The following is a 14,539-nucleotide window of genomic DNA, read 5'->3' on the forward strand; positions in this document are numbered from 1 at the left end:
ATTGAGAATTGCGTAAAAAAAATATCACTGGATACATTATGGTACCCTCAACATTTTCTCGTTTGAAAGCCGCGCGTTGTCTGCCTGTTGTTCTGGCAGCCCTGATTTTCGCCGGTTGTGGCACCCATACACCCGATCAGTCCACTGCCTATATGCAGGGCACGGCGCAGGCCGATTCTGCCTTTTATCTTCAGCAGATGCAGCAAAGCTCTGATGATACCAGGATCAACTGGCAATTACTCGCCATTCGTGCACTGGTGAAAGAAGGTAAAACCGGGCAGGCGGTTGAACTGTTTAACCAGCTGCCGCAAGAACTGAACGATATCCAGCGTCGCGAAAAATCTCTGCTGGCGGTAGAGATTAAGCTGACACAAAAAGATTTTGCTGGCGCGCAGACCTTGCTGGCTAAAATTACTCCGGCAGATTTAGAGCAGAACCAGCAGGCGCGTTACTGGCAGGCAAAAATCGATGCCAGTCAGGGACGTCCTTCCATTGATTTATTGCGCGCATTAATTGCTCAGGAACCGTTACTCGGTGCGCAAGAAAAACAGCAGAATATCGATGCCACCTGGCAGGCGCTCTCTTCCATGACCCAGCAGCAGGCAAATACGCTGGTGATCAACGCCGACGAAAACATCCTACAAGGCTGGCTGGATCTGCAACGCATCTGGTTTGATAACCGCAATGACCCCGACATGATGAAAGCCGGGATCGCCGACTGGCAGAAACGTTACCCGAACAATCCGGGCGCGAAAATGCTGCCAACGCAGTTGGTAAATGTAAAAGCGTTTAAACCTGCGTCAACCAACAAAATCGCCCTGCTGTTGCCGTTGAATGGTCAGGCCGCAGTGTTTGGCCGCACTATTCAGCAAGGCTTTGAAGCGGCGAAAAATATCGGCACTCAGCCAGTAGCGGCTCAGGTAGCAGCCGCGCCTGCCGCTAACGTAGCAGAACAACCCCAGCCGCAAACCGTAGACGGCGTTGCCAGCCCGGCACAAGCGTCTGTTAGCGATCTGACAGGTGAAGAAACCGCCGCACAGCCGGTGCCTGTAAGCGCCCCTCCGGCAAGCACCGCAGCGGTAAGCTCTCCGGCGAATCCATCCGCAGAACTGAAAATCTACGATACCTCATCACAACCACTTAGCCAGATCCTCAACCAGGTTCAGCAGGATGGCGCGAGTATTGTAGTCGGTCCACTGCTAAAAAATAACGTTGAGGAGTTGCTCAAGAGCAACACCCCGCTGAACGTGCTGGCACTCAATCAGCCGGAAAATATCGAAAACCGCGCCAATATCTGTTACTTCGCGCTATCGCCAGAAGATGAAGCGCGCGATGCAGCGCGTCATATTCGTGATCAGGGTAAACAAGCACCGCTGGTACTGATCCCACGCAGTTCATTGGGCGATCGCGTAGCCAATGCGTTTGCGCAAGAGTGGCAGAAACTCGGCGGCGGCACCGTTTTGCAACAAAAATTTGGTTCCACCAGCGAATTACACGCGGGTGTTAACGGCCGTTCAGGTATCGCTTTAACAGGTAGCCCGATTACACCCAGAGCGACAACCGACTCCGGCATGACGACCAACAATCCAACCCTGCAAACCACGCCGACCGGAGACCAGTTCATCGATAATGGCGGTCGTGTCGATGCGGTGTACATTGTGGCAACGCCAGCCGAAATCGCCTTCATCAAACCGATGATCGCCATGCGTAACGGCAGTCACAGCGGTGCAACGTTGTACGCCAGCTCCCGCAGCGCAGGAGGCTCTGCTGGCCCGGATTTCCGACTGGAGATGGAAGGCTTGCAGTACAGCGAAATCCCGATGCTGGCAGGCGGTAATCTGCCGTTAATGCAGCAGGCGCTCAGTGCGGTAAATAATGATTATTCGTTGGCGCGCATGTATGCGATGGGCGTCGATGCCTGGTCACTGGCGAATCATTTCTCGCAAATGCGCCAGGTTCAGGGTTTTGAAATCAACGGTAATACCGGAAGTCTGACGGCTAACCCGGATTGCGTGATTAACAGGAAGTTATCATGGCTACAGTACCAACAAGGTCAGGTAGTCCCCGCCAGTTAACCACTAAACAGACCGGCGATGCGTGGGAAGCACAAGCGCGTCGCTGGCTGGAAGGCAAAGGACTGCGCTTCGTCGCCGCTAACGTGAACGAGCGTGGCGGCGAGATTGATCTGATAATGCATGAAGGCCAGACCACCGTTTTTGTCGAGGTGCGTTACCGCCGTTCTGCACTTTATGGCGGCGCGGCAGCCAGTGTGACCCGCAGCAAACAACACAAATTATTACAGACTGCCCGCTTGTGGCTCGCGCGTCATAATGGGAGTTTTGATACTGTGGATTGCCGGTTCGATGTGGTAGCCTTCACCGGGAATGAGGTTGAGTGGATTAAGGACGCCTTTAATGACCACTCATAATTAAGGTTTAAGGATTAGCGTGCAAGAAAGAATCAAAGCTTGCTTCACTGAAAGCATTCAAACTCAAATTGCAGCGGCAGAGGCGCTTCCGGATGCCATCTCCCGTGCAGCCATGACGCTGGTTCAGTCTCTGCTCAATGGCAACAAAATCCTCTGTTGTGGTAATGGAACTTCCGCTGCCAATGCACAGCATTTTGCTGCCAGCATGATCAACCGTTTCGAAACGGAACGACCCAGCCTACCTGCCATTGCACTAAATACTGATAATGTTGTCTTAACGGCGATTGCCAACGATCGCTTACATGATGAAGTGTATGCAAAACAGGTGCGGGCGCTGGGACATGCGGGAGATGTGTTATTAGCCATTTCTACCCGTGGCAACAGCCGCGATATCGTAAAAGCAGTTGAAGCCGCCGTGACACGTGATATGACCATTGTGGCATTGACCGGCTATGACGGCGGCGAACTTGCCGGTTTGTTAGGGCCACAGGACGTGGAGATCCGCATTCCTTCGCATCGTAGTGCTCGCATTCAGGAAATGCATATGCTGACGGTAAATTGCCTGTGCGATCTGATCGATAACACGCTTTTCCCTCACCAGGATGATTAAGGAGAATACATGAAGGCATTATCGCCAATCGCAGTCCTTATTTCCGCGCTGCTGTTGCAAGGTTGTGTTGCCGCTGCCGTAGTAGGTACTGCCGCTGTGGGTACTAAAGCGGCGACCGATCCCCGCAGTGTCGGCACCCAGGTGGACGATGGTACTCTGGAAGTGCGCGTGAACAGCGCATTGTCAAAAGACGAACAGATTAAGAAAGAAGCACGCATTAATGTAACGGCCTATCAGGGCAAAGTGCTGCTGGTTGGGCAGTCTCCAAATGCTGAACTTTCGGCTCGCGCCAAACAGATTGCTATGGGCGTAGACGGTGCCAACGAAGTGTATAACGAGATTCGTCAGGGGCAGCCGATTGGTCTGGGCGAAGCGTCTAACGATACGTGGATCACCACCAAAGTGCGTTCGCAACTGTTAACCAGCGACCTGGTGAAATCGTCTAACGTGAAAGTGACCACCGAAAACGGCGAAGTGTTCCTGATGGGGCTGGTGACTGAACGTGAAGCGAAAGCGGCGGCAGATATTGCCAGCCGGGTAAGCGGCGTGAAGCGGGTGACCACGGCGTTTACGTTTATTAAATAAGCCATTGATCGGTCGTTGAAGTAAATATTCACACCTTAGCCGACCTGTTCCCCTCACCCTAACCCTCTCCCCAAAGGGGAGAGGGGACCGTCCAGTGCTGTATTCAGGAGCATCCAACATCTTAGGCCAACAGCGCCAGCCCGCCGACAATCACACCAGACACCGCCACCATCGCCCCGGTCAGCCATAAGGCTTTCGCCGGAAACGCTTTACGCAACATAATCAGTGACGGCAAACTCACCGCCGGGAGCGTCATCAACAATGCCAGCGCCGGAGCGGTTCCCATACCTGCCAGCATCATCGTTTGCACAATCGGAATTTCTGCCGCCGTGGGAATGACAAACAAGCATCCTGCTACCGCCATCGCCACTACCCACATCAGGCTGTTATCAACAGCGCCATCGGCATGGGGGAATAACCAGACGCGAGCGGCACCCAACGCCAGTACTGCAAGGATATAAACCGGGATCGTACTCCAGAACAGCGTCCACAGCGCCCTGCCCCAGCGGCTAAAAAATCCGCCCTGCGCTTCCGGCATGTCAATTTCGACCGGTGCCTGCGTTTGCGGTGTCTCACGCACCCATTTTTGCACCAGTGTCGCAATCAACAACACCATCACCAGCCCCGCAACCAGACGAATCGCCACAAAGCCCCAGCCGAGAACAAACCCCATAAACACCAGCGTCGCCGGGTTTAACAACGGATTCCCCATCCAGAATGCCAGCGCACCGCCCATCGACACTTGCTGGCGACGCATCCCCGCCGCGACCGGAGCCGCACAGCAGGTACACATCATACCCGGAAGCGAAAACAGCGTTCCCAGCAAAGTTCCGCGAAAGCGCGATTGCCCCAGCGTGCGCAGCAGCCAGTCACGTGGAATCAGCACCTGAATCAACGACCCAAGCATCACCCCCAGCACCGCCGCTTTCCATACCGCAAGGAAATAGATCATCGCGTAATCCCACGCCGCCTGCCACGGATTGGCATCCGCCTGTGCGAGTATTGATTTACCGATGCTGTGGGTTTCGGCGGCGGTAAACGCTTTGCCGTAGTAGGGTTGCCATTTCACATACCAAAGTCCGGCAATGACAACGAGAAAGAAAAGCGCGGGTTTCCACCACTGAATGGGCGTTGCCGCCTGAGATGAAGACTGACCAGTCATAGCATTCCCCAGGAATAAGTTATGATAATTGAGCGCGTGAATATTACGCTCACTATCAATCCTTGGGAATAATTATTCAGCTCTTTTGCGTAGTTCTGAAGAGCTTAAAATAGTCACCCCTTCATGTTCAGGCCGCATGGCTTCTGCCAGCATGACCCGCGCCACATCCCGTGCATCAATGGATTTCCAGTTGCCAGGCAGCAAACGAAACAGCGGCGCAAAAAGCGTTTCGTTCATCCGCTGTTTGCTACGATCGCCCAGCAACATCGACGGGCGAGCAATGGTCAATTTCGGCCAGTTTTGGGCAATTAACGCTTCTTCCATCTCCCCTTTGACGCGGTTATAGAAAAAGGGCGAATGCGCGTTTGCGCCCATGGCACTAACCACCAGCATATGCTGTGCACCCAGCCGCCGTCCGGTTAACGCGGTGTCCACGACCAGCGTGTAATCGGCATGAATAAACGCTTCTTTGCTACCCGCCTCCCGCCGCGTGGTGCCAAGACAACAAAACACAATATCTATCGGATCGGTGACCTGCGCCAGCGCGTCGGTCAGTTGTGGATCATGGGGATTAAACACGCCTGGCATATCGCCCAACGGGCGTCTCGTCGGCGCAGCAATGGCGTTTACTTTCGGTTCGTTAATCAACATCCGCAGCAGGTGACCGCCCACCAGCCCCGTTGCGCCTGTAATCAGTACCTGACTCATCTTCGCTCCTTTACAGAATTGTCCGCCTTGCACTCCCCGGTACATGCACCAGGCTTAATAGTCTACGTGGTAATTATCCCCGATTGTGGGAAATTCGCCTCATTCAATGCAACAACGCGGAGGAAGCATGAGTAAAAAGATTGCAGTTTTAATCACTGATGAATTTGAGGATTCAGAATTTACTTCACCCGCAGATGCATTTCGTAAAGCCGGACACGAAGTTGTCACCATTGAAAAGCAAGCGGGTAAAACGGTGAAAGGAAAAAAAGGGGAAGCCAGCGTGACTATCGATAAATCCATCGATGAAGTGACGCCAGCAGAGTTTGATGCCCTGCTGCTTCCTGGTGGTCATTCACCGGATTATCTGCGTGGTGATAATCGTTTTGTCACCTTCACGCGAGATTTTGTGAATAGCGGTAAACCGGTCTTCGCTATCTGCCACGGCCCGCAACTGCTGATTAGCGCCGATGTGATTCGCGGTCGTAAGCTGACCGCCGTTAAACCGATTATTATTGATGTTAAAAACGCGGGCGCGGAATTTTACGATCAGGAAGTGGTGGTCGATAAAGATCAGCTGGTTACCAGCCGGACGCCGGACGATCTGCCAGCGTTTAACCGCGAGGCGTTACGCCTGCTCGGTGCCTGAGTCACGTAACCAAATTATTTTTTTACCAAAGCCCAGCGTGTTGTCGGTGAATTTGATTTCATCGAGCCGGATTTCCCAAACCGGTGCCGACAGCATTCTGGCAACCGGAAAGCGGCGATTGTACGCCTGACGCGCAAGGTCGCTTTCCTCACCTTCCAGTTTGCGGATCTCACCTTTAAATTGCACGCCACGAATTAACGCTACTGTTTTCGGCTGACCGTTTACCGTTCCGGCAACAGCCGCCTGCGATCCGCTCATCTGCGCGTGACGCGTTTTTTCTTCCGTCAAAATGTAGAAGGCGACTTTCTGTGCATCAAAAAGATAAAAGGCATTGGCGCACCACAGTTCCCCTTCCTGCTGCACACACCAGGTGACAACATGTTGTTTTGCCAGCCAACGGCTGATGGCGGTGAGTGTTTCCATTGCTGTTCTCTTTTATACTGTTGGCCTGACCTTAACATGTGACGCAAACGATGACACCCTGGTATCTCTATTTGATTCGTACCGCCGATAATAAGCTTTATACCGGGATTACCACGGATGTCGAACGTCGCTATCAGCAGCACCAGAGCGGTAAAGGGGCGAAAGCACTGCGTGGGAAAGGTGAACTGACGCTGGCGTTTTCCGCACCAGTTGGCGACCGTTCGCTGGCGCTACGGGCGGAATATCGCGTTAAGCAACTAACCAAACGGCAGAAAGAGCGTCTGGTAGCGGAAGGCGCAGGGTTTGCAGAGCTGTTAAGCAGTCTGCAAACCCCGGAGATTAAAAGCGATTGAAATGATCGTGGTATTCAACCAGACCAGTTACGCCATTCAGCGCGTCATCCGCTAAACGATGTACCTGGAAGGCGCTTTCAGTGCCCGGCCAGCGGCAACGCAGATCGTGATGTGCAGCCAGCTCAAAGCCGAAACGACTGTACAGCGCCGGATCGCCCAGCGTCACCACTGCGGCATAGCCGAACTCATTAAGCGAATCGAGTCCTTCATAAACCAGTTGGCGTGCCAGCCCCTGCCCACGGTATTTTTCATCAACCGCCAGCGGTGCCATGCCGACCCATTGCAGATCTTCTCCCTGCACATCAACCGGACTAAATGCCACATAGCCAATGACCTGACCTTCGTCATCTGTCGCCACCAGCCCCAGCGTCAGAAAGCCATCTTCACGCAGATCGTGAACCAGCTTCGCTTCCGCATCGCTTTCGAATGAACGACGCAGCAGGGCATCAATACCCGGCGCATCAATGGGAATTTCTACTCGAATTAGCATGGTTCACCTACCGATGTCTGTTTGGTTTCAGGCGTGGTTTTCATTCCCGCCTCAACAAAATCCGCCAGTTGCAGCAGCATCATGCGTAAGGCTTTCGGCATTTGCTCCAGTTCAATGGCGTCCATCAGGTTTTTCACATACAGCCCCAGCTCCGTATCACCTTCAATCACCAGTCGACGCTGGAAGAAGAGCGTGTCCGGATCTTGTTTACGCGCCGCAATCATCAGCAGATCGCTGGCGTCGGCACTAAAACTCACATCAGCTTGCGCGTTCTGGCTGACAACCAGTTTGCCATTCACCACCGAGGTAAACCATTGCAGGTCAATATCACGCACATGAATACTTAACCAGCGGCCTTCAAGAAACTCAAGCTCGCCGTCGTCCAGCGCCTGACGGAATTGCCAGCTTAAGACCTGCTCAAGAACCTGGCGTTTTAGCGCAAATGGCGTCAGTTTTACCGGTACACTCAACAGAGATGGCCCCAAATGCACAATACGGGAACGCAGTTTATCCAACACGAGTTTTACTCCCTGTTTCAACAATCGTCCTATTTTGCCATATCAGGAAAATAACATAGCGGTATAAATCAACAATTCCATATGAAATTGCTGCTACCACCAATACAACTTTAACTGCCTTAAATCAAAAATTGTCGCAGCAAGGTTAACTAAAATCCCAGTTCGTTAACATTTTTGCGCTTTGATAGCGCAACCTTCAGGAAAAATTATGGAGCTGCTCTGCCCTGCCGGAAATCTCCCGGCGCTTAAGGCGGCCATCGAAAACGGCGCAGATGCTGTTTATATCGGGCTAAAAGATGATACCAATGCCCGCCACTTCGCCGGCCTTAACTTTACCGAGAAAAAATTGCAGGAAGCGGTGAGTTTTGTCCATCAACATCGCCGCAAACTTCACATCGCGATTAACACTTTTGCGCATCCGGACGGTTACGCCCGTTGGCAGCGCGCCGTGGATATGGCGGCGCAGCTGGGTGCCGACGCGCTGATCCTCGCCGACCTCGCCATGCTGGAGTACGCCGCCGAGCGTTATCCACATATTGAGCGTCACGTATCGGTGCAGGCTTCAGCGACCAATGAAGAGGCGATCAACTTTTATCATCGCCATTTTGACGTTGCCCGCGTGGTGCTGCCGCGCGTGTTGTCGATTCATCAGGTGAAACAACTGGCACGGGTTACCCCTGTACCACTGGAAGTGTTCGCTTTCGGCAGCCTGTGCATTATGTCGGAAGGCCGTTGCTATCTGTCGTCATATCTGACGGGTGAATCGCCCAACACCGTCGGTGCATGTTCTCCGGCTCGCTTCGTGCGCTGGCAACAAACGCCGCAGGGGCTGGAATCCCGTCTTAACGAAGTGCTGATCGACCGTTATCAGGACGGCGAAAACGCGGGTTATCCAACGCTGTGTAAAGGGCGTTATCTGGTGGACGGCGAACGCTATCACGCGCTGGAAGAACCAACCAGCCTCAATACCCTGGAACTACTGCCAGAGTTAATGGCGGCAAATATTGCTTCGGTGAAAATTGAAGGCCGCCAGCGTAGCCCGGCGTATGTCAGCCAGGTGGCGAAAGTCTGGCGTCAGGCTATCGACCGTTGTAAAGCCGATCCACAAAACTTCGTACCGCAAAGCGCGTGGATGGAGACGCTCGGGTCGATGTCCGAAGGCACGCAAACCACCCTTGGCGCGTATCACCGTAAATGGCAGTGAGAAAAGCAATGAAATATTCCTTAGGGCCGGTGCTGTGGTACTGGCCAAAAGAGACGCTGGAAGAATTTTATCAGCAGGCCGCCACCAGCAGCGCCGATGTGATTTATCTCGGTGAAGCCGTGTGCAGCAAGCGTCGGGCAACCAAAGTTGGCGACTGGCTGGAGATGGCAAAATCGCTCGCCGGGAGTGGCAAGCAGATTGTGCTCTCCACGCTGGCGCTGATGCAGGCATCCTCCGAACTGGGCGAACTGAAACGCTATGTTGAGAATGGTGAGTTCCTGATTGAAGCCAGCGATCTCGGCGTGGTGAATATGTGCGCTGAACGTAAACTGCCGTTCGTCGCCGGGCACGCGCTAAACTGCTACAACGCGGTGACGCTGAAAATATTGCTCAAACAGGGCATGATGCGCTGGTGTATGCCGGTGGAGCTTTCCCGCGACTGGCTGGTGAATCTGCTCAATCAGTGCGATGAGCTGGGCATTCGCAACCAGTTTGAAGTGGAAGTCCTGAGCTACGGTCATCTGCCTCTGGCGTACTCTGCCCGCTGCTTTACCGCGCGTTCGGAAGACCGCCCGAAAGATGAGTGCGAAACCTGCTGCATTAAGTATCCGAACGGGCGCAACGTGCTGTCGCAAGAGAATCAGCAAGTGTTTGTGCTCAACGGCATTCAGACCATGAGCGGCTATGTTTACAACCTCGGTAACGAGCTGGCATCCATGCAGGGGCTGGTTGATGTGGTTCGTCTGTCGCCGCAGGGTGCTGACACTTTCGCTATGCTCGACGCCTTCCGCGCCAATGAAAATGGCGCTGCTCCACTGCCATTGACGGCAAACAGCGATTGTAACGGCTACTGGCGACGGCTGGCTGGGCTGGAGCTGCAAGCGTAAGTAAATAGCTCACTTTGTTAACAACTTTAACTACTCTTTAATGCAGTATTAAAGATTAATCGGTAACAAAGTGAGCTGTTATGACTGATAAAACTATTCCTTTTTCGCTACTCGATCTGGCTCCCATCCCCGAAGGTTCTTCAGCGCGGGAAGCGTTCTCCCACTCTCTCGATCTCGCCCGTCTGGCTGAAAAGCGCGGCTATCATCGCTACTGGCTGGCGGAACACCACAATATGACCGGCATTGCCAGTGCTGCCACATCGGTGTTAATTGGCTATCTGGCGGCGAACACCACCACGCTGCATCTGGGTTCCGGCGGCGTGATGTTACCTAACCACTCACCGTTGGTGATTGCCGAACAGTTTGGCACGCTCAATACGCTCTATCCGGGGCGAATCGATTTGGGGCTGGGTCGTGCTCCGGGCAGCGATCAACGGACAATGATGGCACTGCGTCGCCATATGAGCGGCGATATTGATAATTTCCCCCGTGATGTTGCAGAGCTGGTGGACTGGTTTGACGCCCGCGATCCAAACCCGCATGTGCGTCCGGTGCCGGGCTATGGTGAGAAAATTCCCGTGTGGTTGTTAGGTTCCAGCCTCTACAGCGCACAACTGGCGGCGCAGCTTGGTCTGCCGTTTGCGTTTGCCTCACACTTCGCGCCGGATATGCTGTTCCAGGCGTTGCATCTTTATCGCAGCAACTTCAAACCGTCGGCACGGCTGGAGAAACCATACGCGATGGTGTGCATCAATATTATCGCCGCCGACAGCAACCGCGATGCCGAATTTCTGTTTACCTCAATGCAGCAAGCCTTTGTGAAGCTGCGCCGTGGCGAAACCGGGCAACTGCCGCCGCCGATTCAGAATATGGATCAGTTCTGGTCGCCGTCCGAGCAGTATGGCGTGCAGCAGGCGCTGAGTATGTCGTTGGTAGGTGATAAAGCGAAAGTGCGTCATGGCTTGCAGTCGATCCTGCGCGAAACCGACGCCGATGAGATTATGGTTAACGGGCAGATTTTCGACCACCAGGCGCGCCTGCATTCGTTTGAGCTGGCGATGGATGTGAAGGAGGAGTTGTTGGGGTAAGTGCATTTTCCGCGCCGGGCAGTCCCCTCTCCCTGTGGGAGAGGGTTAGGGTGAGGGCATCAGACCTCACCCTTACTGATACACCGGCAGCAAATTAAAGCTCGATAAAATATGGATCAGAGCGTTGCCAATGCCAAACACCAGAATCAGGACAATCATCGGCTTGCCGCCCCAGACGCGGAATTTCGGGCTACCGAAGCGTTTACGCGATGCGCGAGCCAGCAGCGCCGGAACAATTGCCGCCCAGATGGTAGCCGCTAAGCCAGCATAACCAATGGCATACAGGAATCCGTTCGGGAACAGCAGGCCACCCACAACAGGCGGTGCAAAGGTCAACAGAGCCGTTTTAAAGCGACCCAGAGCCGAGTCGTCGAAACCAAACAGATCTGCCAGATAATCGAACAGACCAAGCGTTACGCCGAGGAATGAACTCGCTACCGCAAAGTTAGAGAACACCACCAGCAGCAGATCCAGACTACGGCTGTTCAGCACGCCACTTAATGCCTGTACCAGCACATCTATATTGCCGCCCTTCTCTGCGATGCCGATAAACTCCGGACGTGGGATGTTGCCCATCGTCGCCAGCAACCAGATGGTATACAGCGCCAGCGCCATCAGCGTACCATACACCAGGCATTTGACGATGGTTTTCGGATCTTTACCGTAATATTTCATCAGGCTCGGCACGTTACCGTGATAACCAAACGACGCCAGGCAGAACGGCAGGGTCATCAACAGATACGGTGCATAAGACGCATTGCTTTCGGCGACGTTGAACAATGTCGCAGGCTGTACATGCCCCAGCAGGCTGCCGAAAGTGAGGAAAAACGTAATGACTTTCGCCCCCAGCACAATCGCCGTCATGCGGCTGACAGCTTTAGTGCTCAACCACACCACGAACGCCACCAACAGTGCAAAACCAAATCCCGCCGCCCGTGCAGGCACATTTAGCGACATCTCTGCGAAGGTGTGATGCAGAATCGAACCGCTGGCAGAAATATAAGCGTAAGTCAGGATATAGAGCACAAAGGCAATGGAAATGCCGTTGACCACGTTCCAGCCTTTGCCCAGCAAATCTTTGGTGATGGTGTCAAAGCTCGAACCGATTCGATAATTGAGGTTAGCTTCCAGAATCATCAAACCGGAATGCAGCATACAAAACCAGGTGAAGATTAGCACCGCCATTGACCAGAAGAACCACGCACCGGACATGACCACAGGCAGAGAAAACATTCCTGCGCCAATAATGGTGCCGCCGATAATCACCACGCCGCCAAGCAGCGACGGTGACGTTTGGGTGGTGGTTAGTGTTGCCATAAGGGCTTCTCTCCAGTGAAAAATAGTGCGACTGCGTTGTTATGTGTTGCACTGTACCAGTACGCGAGTACAAAAGACAGAAAAAAAGCCCCGATTGTTAAAATCGGGGCTGTATATATTATTTTACAGATTGTTTTCGCTGTTCAGCGATGATTACGCATCACCACCGAAACGACGACGACCGGTAGAGTCATCACGACGCGGTGCGCGGCCTTCACGACGTTCGCCGCTAAAACGACGACCATCACCACGACCACCTTCACGGCGTTCACCGCTGAAGTTACGACCGCCTTCACGACGTTCGCCACTGAAACCACGACCACCGCCACGACGCTCTCCGCCAGTATGCGGCTGTGCATCGCCCAGCAACTGCATGTTCATCGGTTTGTTGAGAATGCGAGTACGCGTAAAGTGTTGCAGTACTTCACCCGGCATACCTTTCGGCAGTTCGATGGTGGAGTGAGAAGCAAACAGCTTGATGTTACCGATGTAACGGCTGCTGATGTCGCCTTCGTTAGCAATTGCGCCAACGATATGACGAACTTCAACACCATCATCGCGGCCCACTTCAATGCGGTACAGCTGCATGTCGCCAACATCACGACGTTCACGACGCGGACGATCTTCACGGTCGCCACGCGGGCCACGGTCGTTACGATCGCGCGGACCACGGTCGTCACGGTCACGGAATTCACGTTTCGGACGCATCGGCGCATCTGGCGGAACAATCAGAGTACGTTCACCCTGTGCCATTTTCAGCAGTGCGGCTGCCAGAGTTTCGAGATCCAGTTCTTCACCTTCTGCAGTCGGCTGAATTTTGCTCAGCAGTGCACGGTATTGATCCAGATCGCTGCTTTCCAGCTGCTGCTGTACTTTAGCGGCAAATTTTTCCAGACGGCGTTTGCCCAGCAGTTCTGCGTTCGGCAGTTCTACTTCTGGAATGGTCAGCTTCATAGTACGTTCAATGTTGCGCAGCAGACGACGCTCGCGGTTCTCAACGAACAGCAGCGCGCGGCCAGCACGACCCGCACGACCGGTACGACCGATACGGTGAACGTAAGACTCAGAATCCATCGGGATATCGTAGTTAACCACCAGGCTGATACGCTCAACGTCCAGGCCACGAGCCGCAACGTCGGTCGCAATCAGGATATCCAGACGACCATCTTTCAGGCGTTCCAGAGTCTGCTCACGCAGCGCCTGGTTCATGTCACCGTTCAGCGCGGCGCTGTTGTAGCCGTTACGCTCAAGGGCTTCAGCCACTTCCAGAGTCGCATTTTTGGTACGAACGAAGATAATCGCCGCATCAAAATCTTCCGCTTCCAGGAAACGTACCAGTGCTTCGTTTTTACGCATACCCCAGACAGTCCAGTAGCTCTGGCTGATGTCAGGACGGGTAGTCACGCTGGACTGAATACGCACTTCCTGCGGCTCTTTCATAAAGCGGCGGGTAATGCGACGAATCGCTTCCGGCATAGTGGCGGAGAACAGAGCGGTCTGATGACCTTCCGGGATCTGCGCCATAATGGTTTCAACGTCTTCAATGAAGCCCATGCGCAGCATTTCGTCAGCTTCATCCAGAACCAGACCGCTCAGTTTAGAGAGATCCAGAGTGCCACGTTTCAGGTGGTCCAGCAGACGGCCCGGAGTACCGACAACGATCTGCGGCCCCTGACGCAGGGCGCGTAATTGCACGTCATAACGCTGGCCGCCGTACAGGGCAACCACGTTTACGCCGCGCATGTGTTTAGAGAAATCCGTCATTGCCTCAGCAACCTGTACCGCCAGTTCGCGGGTCGGTGCCAGCACCAGAATCTGTGGTGCTTTCAGCTCAGGATCAAGATTCTGCAACAGAGGTAAAGAGAATGCTGCAGTTTTTCCGCTCCCCGTCTGGGCCATACCCAGAACGTCGCGGCCATTCAGCAGATGTGGAATACACTCTGCCTGAATTGGAGATGGTTTTTCGTAACCCAGATCGTTAAGGGCTTCAAGGATAGGAGCCTTCAGGCCCAGATCTGCAAAAGTGGTTTCGAATTCAGCCATGTAGTACGTGTGCCTCAAAATTAATGGCGGCCAGTCTACATAACTCATCATGAAATTGATCAGCAATTTTCATTGAA

General features: G+C 53.6%; 17 protein-coding genes. 9 read left to right on the top strand and 8 right to left on the bottom strand.

Translation table 11 applies throughout. The features are described from left to right. The first annotated feature begins 38 nt into the window (after positions 1 to 38). The 4 genes from lpoA to dolP are packed head-to-tail and all read left to right on the top strand — an operon-like array spanning position 39 to position 3,623. Positions 39 to 2,075: a penicillin-binding protein activator LpoA gene (gene lpoA, locus RGV86_RS09915; protein WP_085461227.1), complete on the top strand. Its 2,037-nt coding sequence runs from the start codon at positions 39 to 41 to the stop codon at positions 2,073 to 2,075. Next, complete coding sequence (locus RGV86_RS09920; RefSeq protein ID WP_000246839.1) at positions 2,033 to 2,428, top strand: YraN family protein; 396 nt, start codon at positions 2,033 to 2,035, stop codon at positions 2,426 to 2,428. Before lpoA ends, RGV86_RS09920 begins: the two co-directional genes overlap by 43 nt. Before the next feature lie 19 nt (positions 2,429 to 2,447). Further along, positions 2,448 to 3,038: a DnaA initiator-associating protein DiaA gene (diaA, locus tag RGV86_RS09925; RefSeq protein WP_001158034.1), complete on the top strand. Its 591-nt coding sequence runs from the start codon at positions 2,448 to 2,450 to the stop codon at positions 3,036 to 3,038. Positions 3,039 to 3,047: 9 nt separating this feature from the next. Then, a complete protein-coding gene (gene dolP / locus RGV86_RS09930; protein ID WP_000646033.1) occupies positions 3,048 to 3,623 on the top strand; it encodes a division/outer membrane stress-associated lipid-binding lipoprotein in 576 nt (191 codons plus the stop codon). Positions 3,624 to 3,744: 121 nt separating this feature from the next. On the opposite strand, the gene RGV86_RS09935 is transcribed toward dolP, so the two are convergent. Together RGV86_RS09935 and RGV86_RS09940 are read right to left on the bottom strand one after the other, a co-directional pair. Further along, positions 3,745 to 4,785, bottom strand: a complete 1,041-nt coding sequence (locus tag RGV86_RS09935) for a permease (RefSeq protein WP_085461228.1) — start codon at positions 4,783 to 4,785, stop codon at positions 3,745 to 3,747. A gap of 72 nt (positions 4,786 to 4,857) precedes the next feature. Further along, positions 4,858 to 5,493 (bottom strand): NAD(P)H-binding protein, encoded by a 636-nt coding sequence (locus RGV86_RS09940; RefSeq protein ID WP_000084526.1) that lies wholly within the window; start codon positions 5,491 to 5,493, stop codon positions 4,858 to 4,860. A gap of 127 nt (positions 5,494 to 5,620) precedes the next feature. On the opposite strand from RGV86_RS09940, the gene yhbO reads away from it, so the two are divergent. Further along, positions 5,621 to 6,139 carry a protein/nucleic acid deglycase gene (gene yhbO, locus RGV86_RS09945; protein ID WP_000037602.1) on the top strand — a complete coding sequence of 173 codons (519 nt, stop codon included), beginning with the start codon at positions 5,621 to 5,623 and terminating at the stop codon, positions 6,137 to 6,139. Here yhbO and RGV86_RS09950 read toward each other — a convergent pair. Beyond that, on the bottom strand, positions 6,119 to 6,562 hold the full coding sequence (locus tag RGV86_RS09950) for a YhbP family protein (protein ID WP_000449460.1): 444 nt from the start codon (positions 6,560 to 6,562) through the stop codon (positions 6,119 to 6,121). The two genes, yhbO and RGV86_RS09950, sit on opposite strands and share 21 nt — an antisense overlap. Before the next feature lie 50 nt (positions 6,563 to 6,612). On the opposite strand from RGV86_RS09950, the gene yhbQ reads away from it, so the two are divergent. Then, the gene (yhbQ, locus tag RGV86_RS09955) at positions 6,613 to 6,915 is read left to right on the top strand and encodes a DNA damage response exodeoxyribonuclease YhbQ (RefSeq protein WP_000189371.1); all 303 of its coding nucleotides are present in this window, start codon (positions 6,613 to 6,615) and stop codon (positions 6,913 to 6,915) included. On the opposite strand, the gene RGV86_RS09960 is transcribed toward yhbQ, so the two are convergent. Together RGV86_RS09960 and ubiT are read right to left on the bottom strand one after the other, a co-directional pair. Beyond that, positions 6,902 to 7,405, bottom strand: coding sequence for a GNAT family N-acetyltransferase (locus tag RGV86_RS09960; RefSeq protein WP_000908553.1), 504 nt, complete (start codon positions 7,403 to 7,405; stop codon positions 6,902 to 6,904). The two genes, yhbQ and RGV86_RS09960, sit on opposite strands and share 14 nt — an antisense overlap. After that, a complete protein-coding gene (ubiT, locus tag RGV86_RS09965) occupies positions 7,399 to 7,923 on the bottom strand; it encodes a ubiquinone anaerobic biosynthesis accessory factor UbiT (protein WP_001517154.1) in 525 nt (174 codons plus the stop codon). The genes RGV86_RS09960 and ubiT overlap by 7 nt, the downstream gene beginning before the upstream one ends. Before the next feature lie 208 nt (positions 7,924 to 8,131). Between ubiT and ubiU the strand changes: the two genes are divergently transcribed. The 3 genes from ubiU (at position 8,132) to RGV86_RS09980 (ending at position 11,102) form a co-directional block, all read left to right on the top strand. Then, complete coding sequence (ubiU, locus tag RGV86_RS09970) at positions 8,132 to 9,127, top strand: ubiquinone anaerobic biosynthesis protein UbiU (protein ID WP_000421305.1); 996 nt, start codon at positions 8,132 to 8,134, stop codon at positions 9,125 to 9,127. A gap of 8 nt (positions 9,128 to 9,135) precedes the next feature. Then, positions 9,136 to 10,014, top strand: coding sequence for a U32 family peptidase (locus tag RGV86_RS09975; protein WP_085461306.1), 879 nt, complete (start codon positions 9,136 to 9,138; stop codon positions 10,012 to 10,014). Between the two features lie 80 nt (positions 10,015 to 10,094). Beyond that, positions 10,095 to 11,102, top strand: coding sequence for a luciferase-like monooxygenase (locus RGV86_RS09980; RefSeq protein WP_000130415.1), 1,008 nt, complete (start codon positions 10,095 to 10,097; stop codon positions 11,100 to 11,102). Between the two features lie 72 nt (positions 11,103 to 11,174). Here RGV86_RS09980 and mtr read toward each other — a convergent pair whose 3' ends face one another. The 3 genes from mtr to yrbN form a co-directional block, all read right to left on the bottom strand. Then, the gene (mtr, locus tag RGV86_RS09985; protein WP_085461229.1) at positions 11,175 to 12,419 is read right to left on the bottom strand and encodes a tryptophan permease; all 1,245 of its coding nucleotides are present in this window, start codon (positions 12,417 to 12,419) and stop codon (positions 11,175 to 11,177) included. Positions 12,420 to 12,572: 153 nt separating this feature from the next. Next, entirely contained in the window at positions 12,573 to 14,462 is a 1,890-nt protein-coding gene (gene deaD / locus RGV86_RS09990) for an ATP-dependent RNA helicase DeaD (protein ID WP_001301504.1), read from the bottom strand. Further along, entirely contained in the window at positions 14,455 to 14,535 is an 81-nt protein-coding gene (gene yrbN, locus RGV86_RS09995; protein ID WP_010723222.1) for a protein YrbN, read from the bottom strand. Before yrbN ends, deaD begins: the two co-directional genes overlap by 8 nt. Between the last annotated feature and the right edge of the window lie 4 nt (positions 14,536 to 14,539).

Source organism: Escherichia ruysiae (assembly GCF_031323975.1).
Taxonomy (GTDB): domain Bacteria; phylum Pseudomonadota; class Gammaproteobacteria; order Enterobacterales; family Enterobacteriaceae; genus Escherichia; species Escherichia ruysiae.

Excerpts from the sequence above, each read along its gene's own strand:
- lpoA (WP_085461227.1), top strand. The coding sequence starts at position 39 with ATGGTACCCTCAACATTTTCTCGTTTGAAAGCCGCGCGTTGTCTGCCT.
- RGV86_RS09920 (WP_000246839.1), top strand. The coding sequence starts at position 2,033 with ATGGCTACAGTACCAACAAGGTCAGGTAGTCCCCGCCAGTTAACCACT.
- dolP (WP_000646033.1), top strand. The coding sequence starts at position 3,048 with ATGAAGGCATTATCGCCAATCGCAGTCCTTATTTCCGCGCTGCTGTTG.
- RGV86_RS09935 (WP_085461228.1), bottom strand. The coding sequence starts at position 4,785 with ATGACTGGTCAGTCTTCATCTCAGGCGGCAACGCCCATTCAGTGGTGG.
- RGV86_RS09940 (WP_000084526.1), bottom strand. The coding sequence starts at position 5,493 with ATGAGTCAGGTACTGATTACAGGCGCAACGGGGCTGGTGGGCGGTCAC.
- yhbO (WP_000037602.1), top strand. The coding sequence starts at position 5,621 with ATGAGTAAAAAGATTGCAGTTTTAATCACTGATGAATTTGAGGATTCA.
- RGV86_RS09950 (WP_000449460.1), bottom strand. The coding sequence starts at position 6,562 with ATGGAAACACTCACCGCCATCAGCCGTTGGCTGGCAAAACAACATGTT.
- yhbQ (WP_000189371.1), top strand. The coding sequence starts at position 6,613 with ATGACACCCTGGTATCTCTATTTGATTCGTACCGCCGATAATAAGCTT.
- RGV86_RS09960 (WP_000908553.1), bottom strand. The coding sequence starts at position 7,405 with ATGCTAATTCGAGTAGAAATTCCCATTGATGCGCCGGGTATTGATGCC.
- ubiU (WP_000421305.1), top strand. The coding sequence starts at position 8,132 with ATGGAGCTGCTCTGCCCTGCCGGAAATCTCCCGGCGCTTAAGGCGGCC.
- RGV86_RS09975 (WP_085461306.1), top strand. The coding sequence starts at position 9,136 with ATGAAATATTCCTTAGGGCCGGTGCTGTGGTACTGGCCAAAAGAGACG.
- RGV86_RS09980 (WP_000130415.1), top strand. The coding sequence starts at position 10,095 with ATGACTGATAAAACTATTCCTTTTTCGCTACTCGATCTGGCTCCCATC.
- mtr (WP_085461229.1), bottom strand. The coding sequence starts at position 12,419 with ATGGCAACACTAACCACCACCCAAACGTCACCGTCGCTGCTTGGCGGC.
- deaD (WP_001301504.1), bottom strand. The coding sequence starts at position 14,462 with ATGGCTGAATTCGAAACCACTTTTGCAGATCTGGGCCTGAAGGCTCCT.
- yrbN (WP_010723222.1), bottom strand. The coding sequence starts at position 14,535 with ATGAAAATTGCTGATCAATTTCATGATGAGTTATGTAGACTGGCCGCC.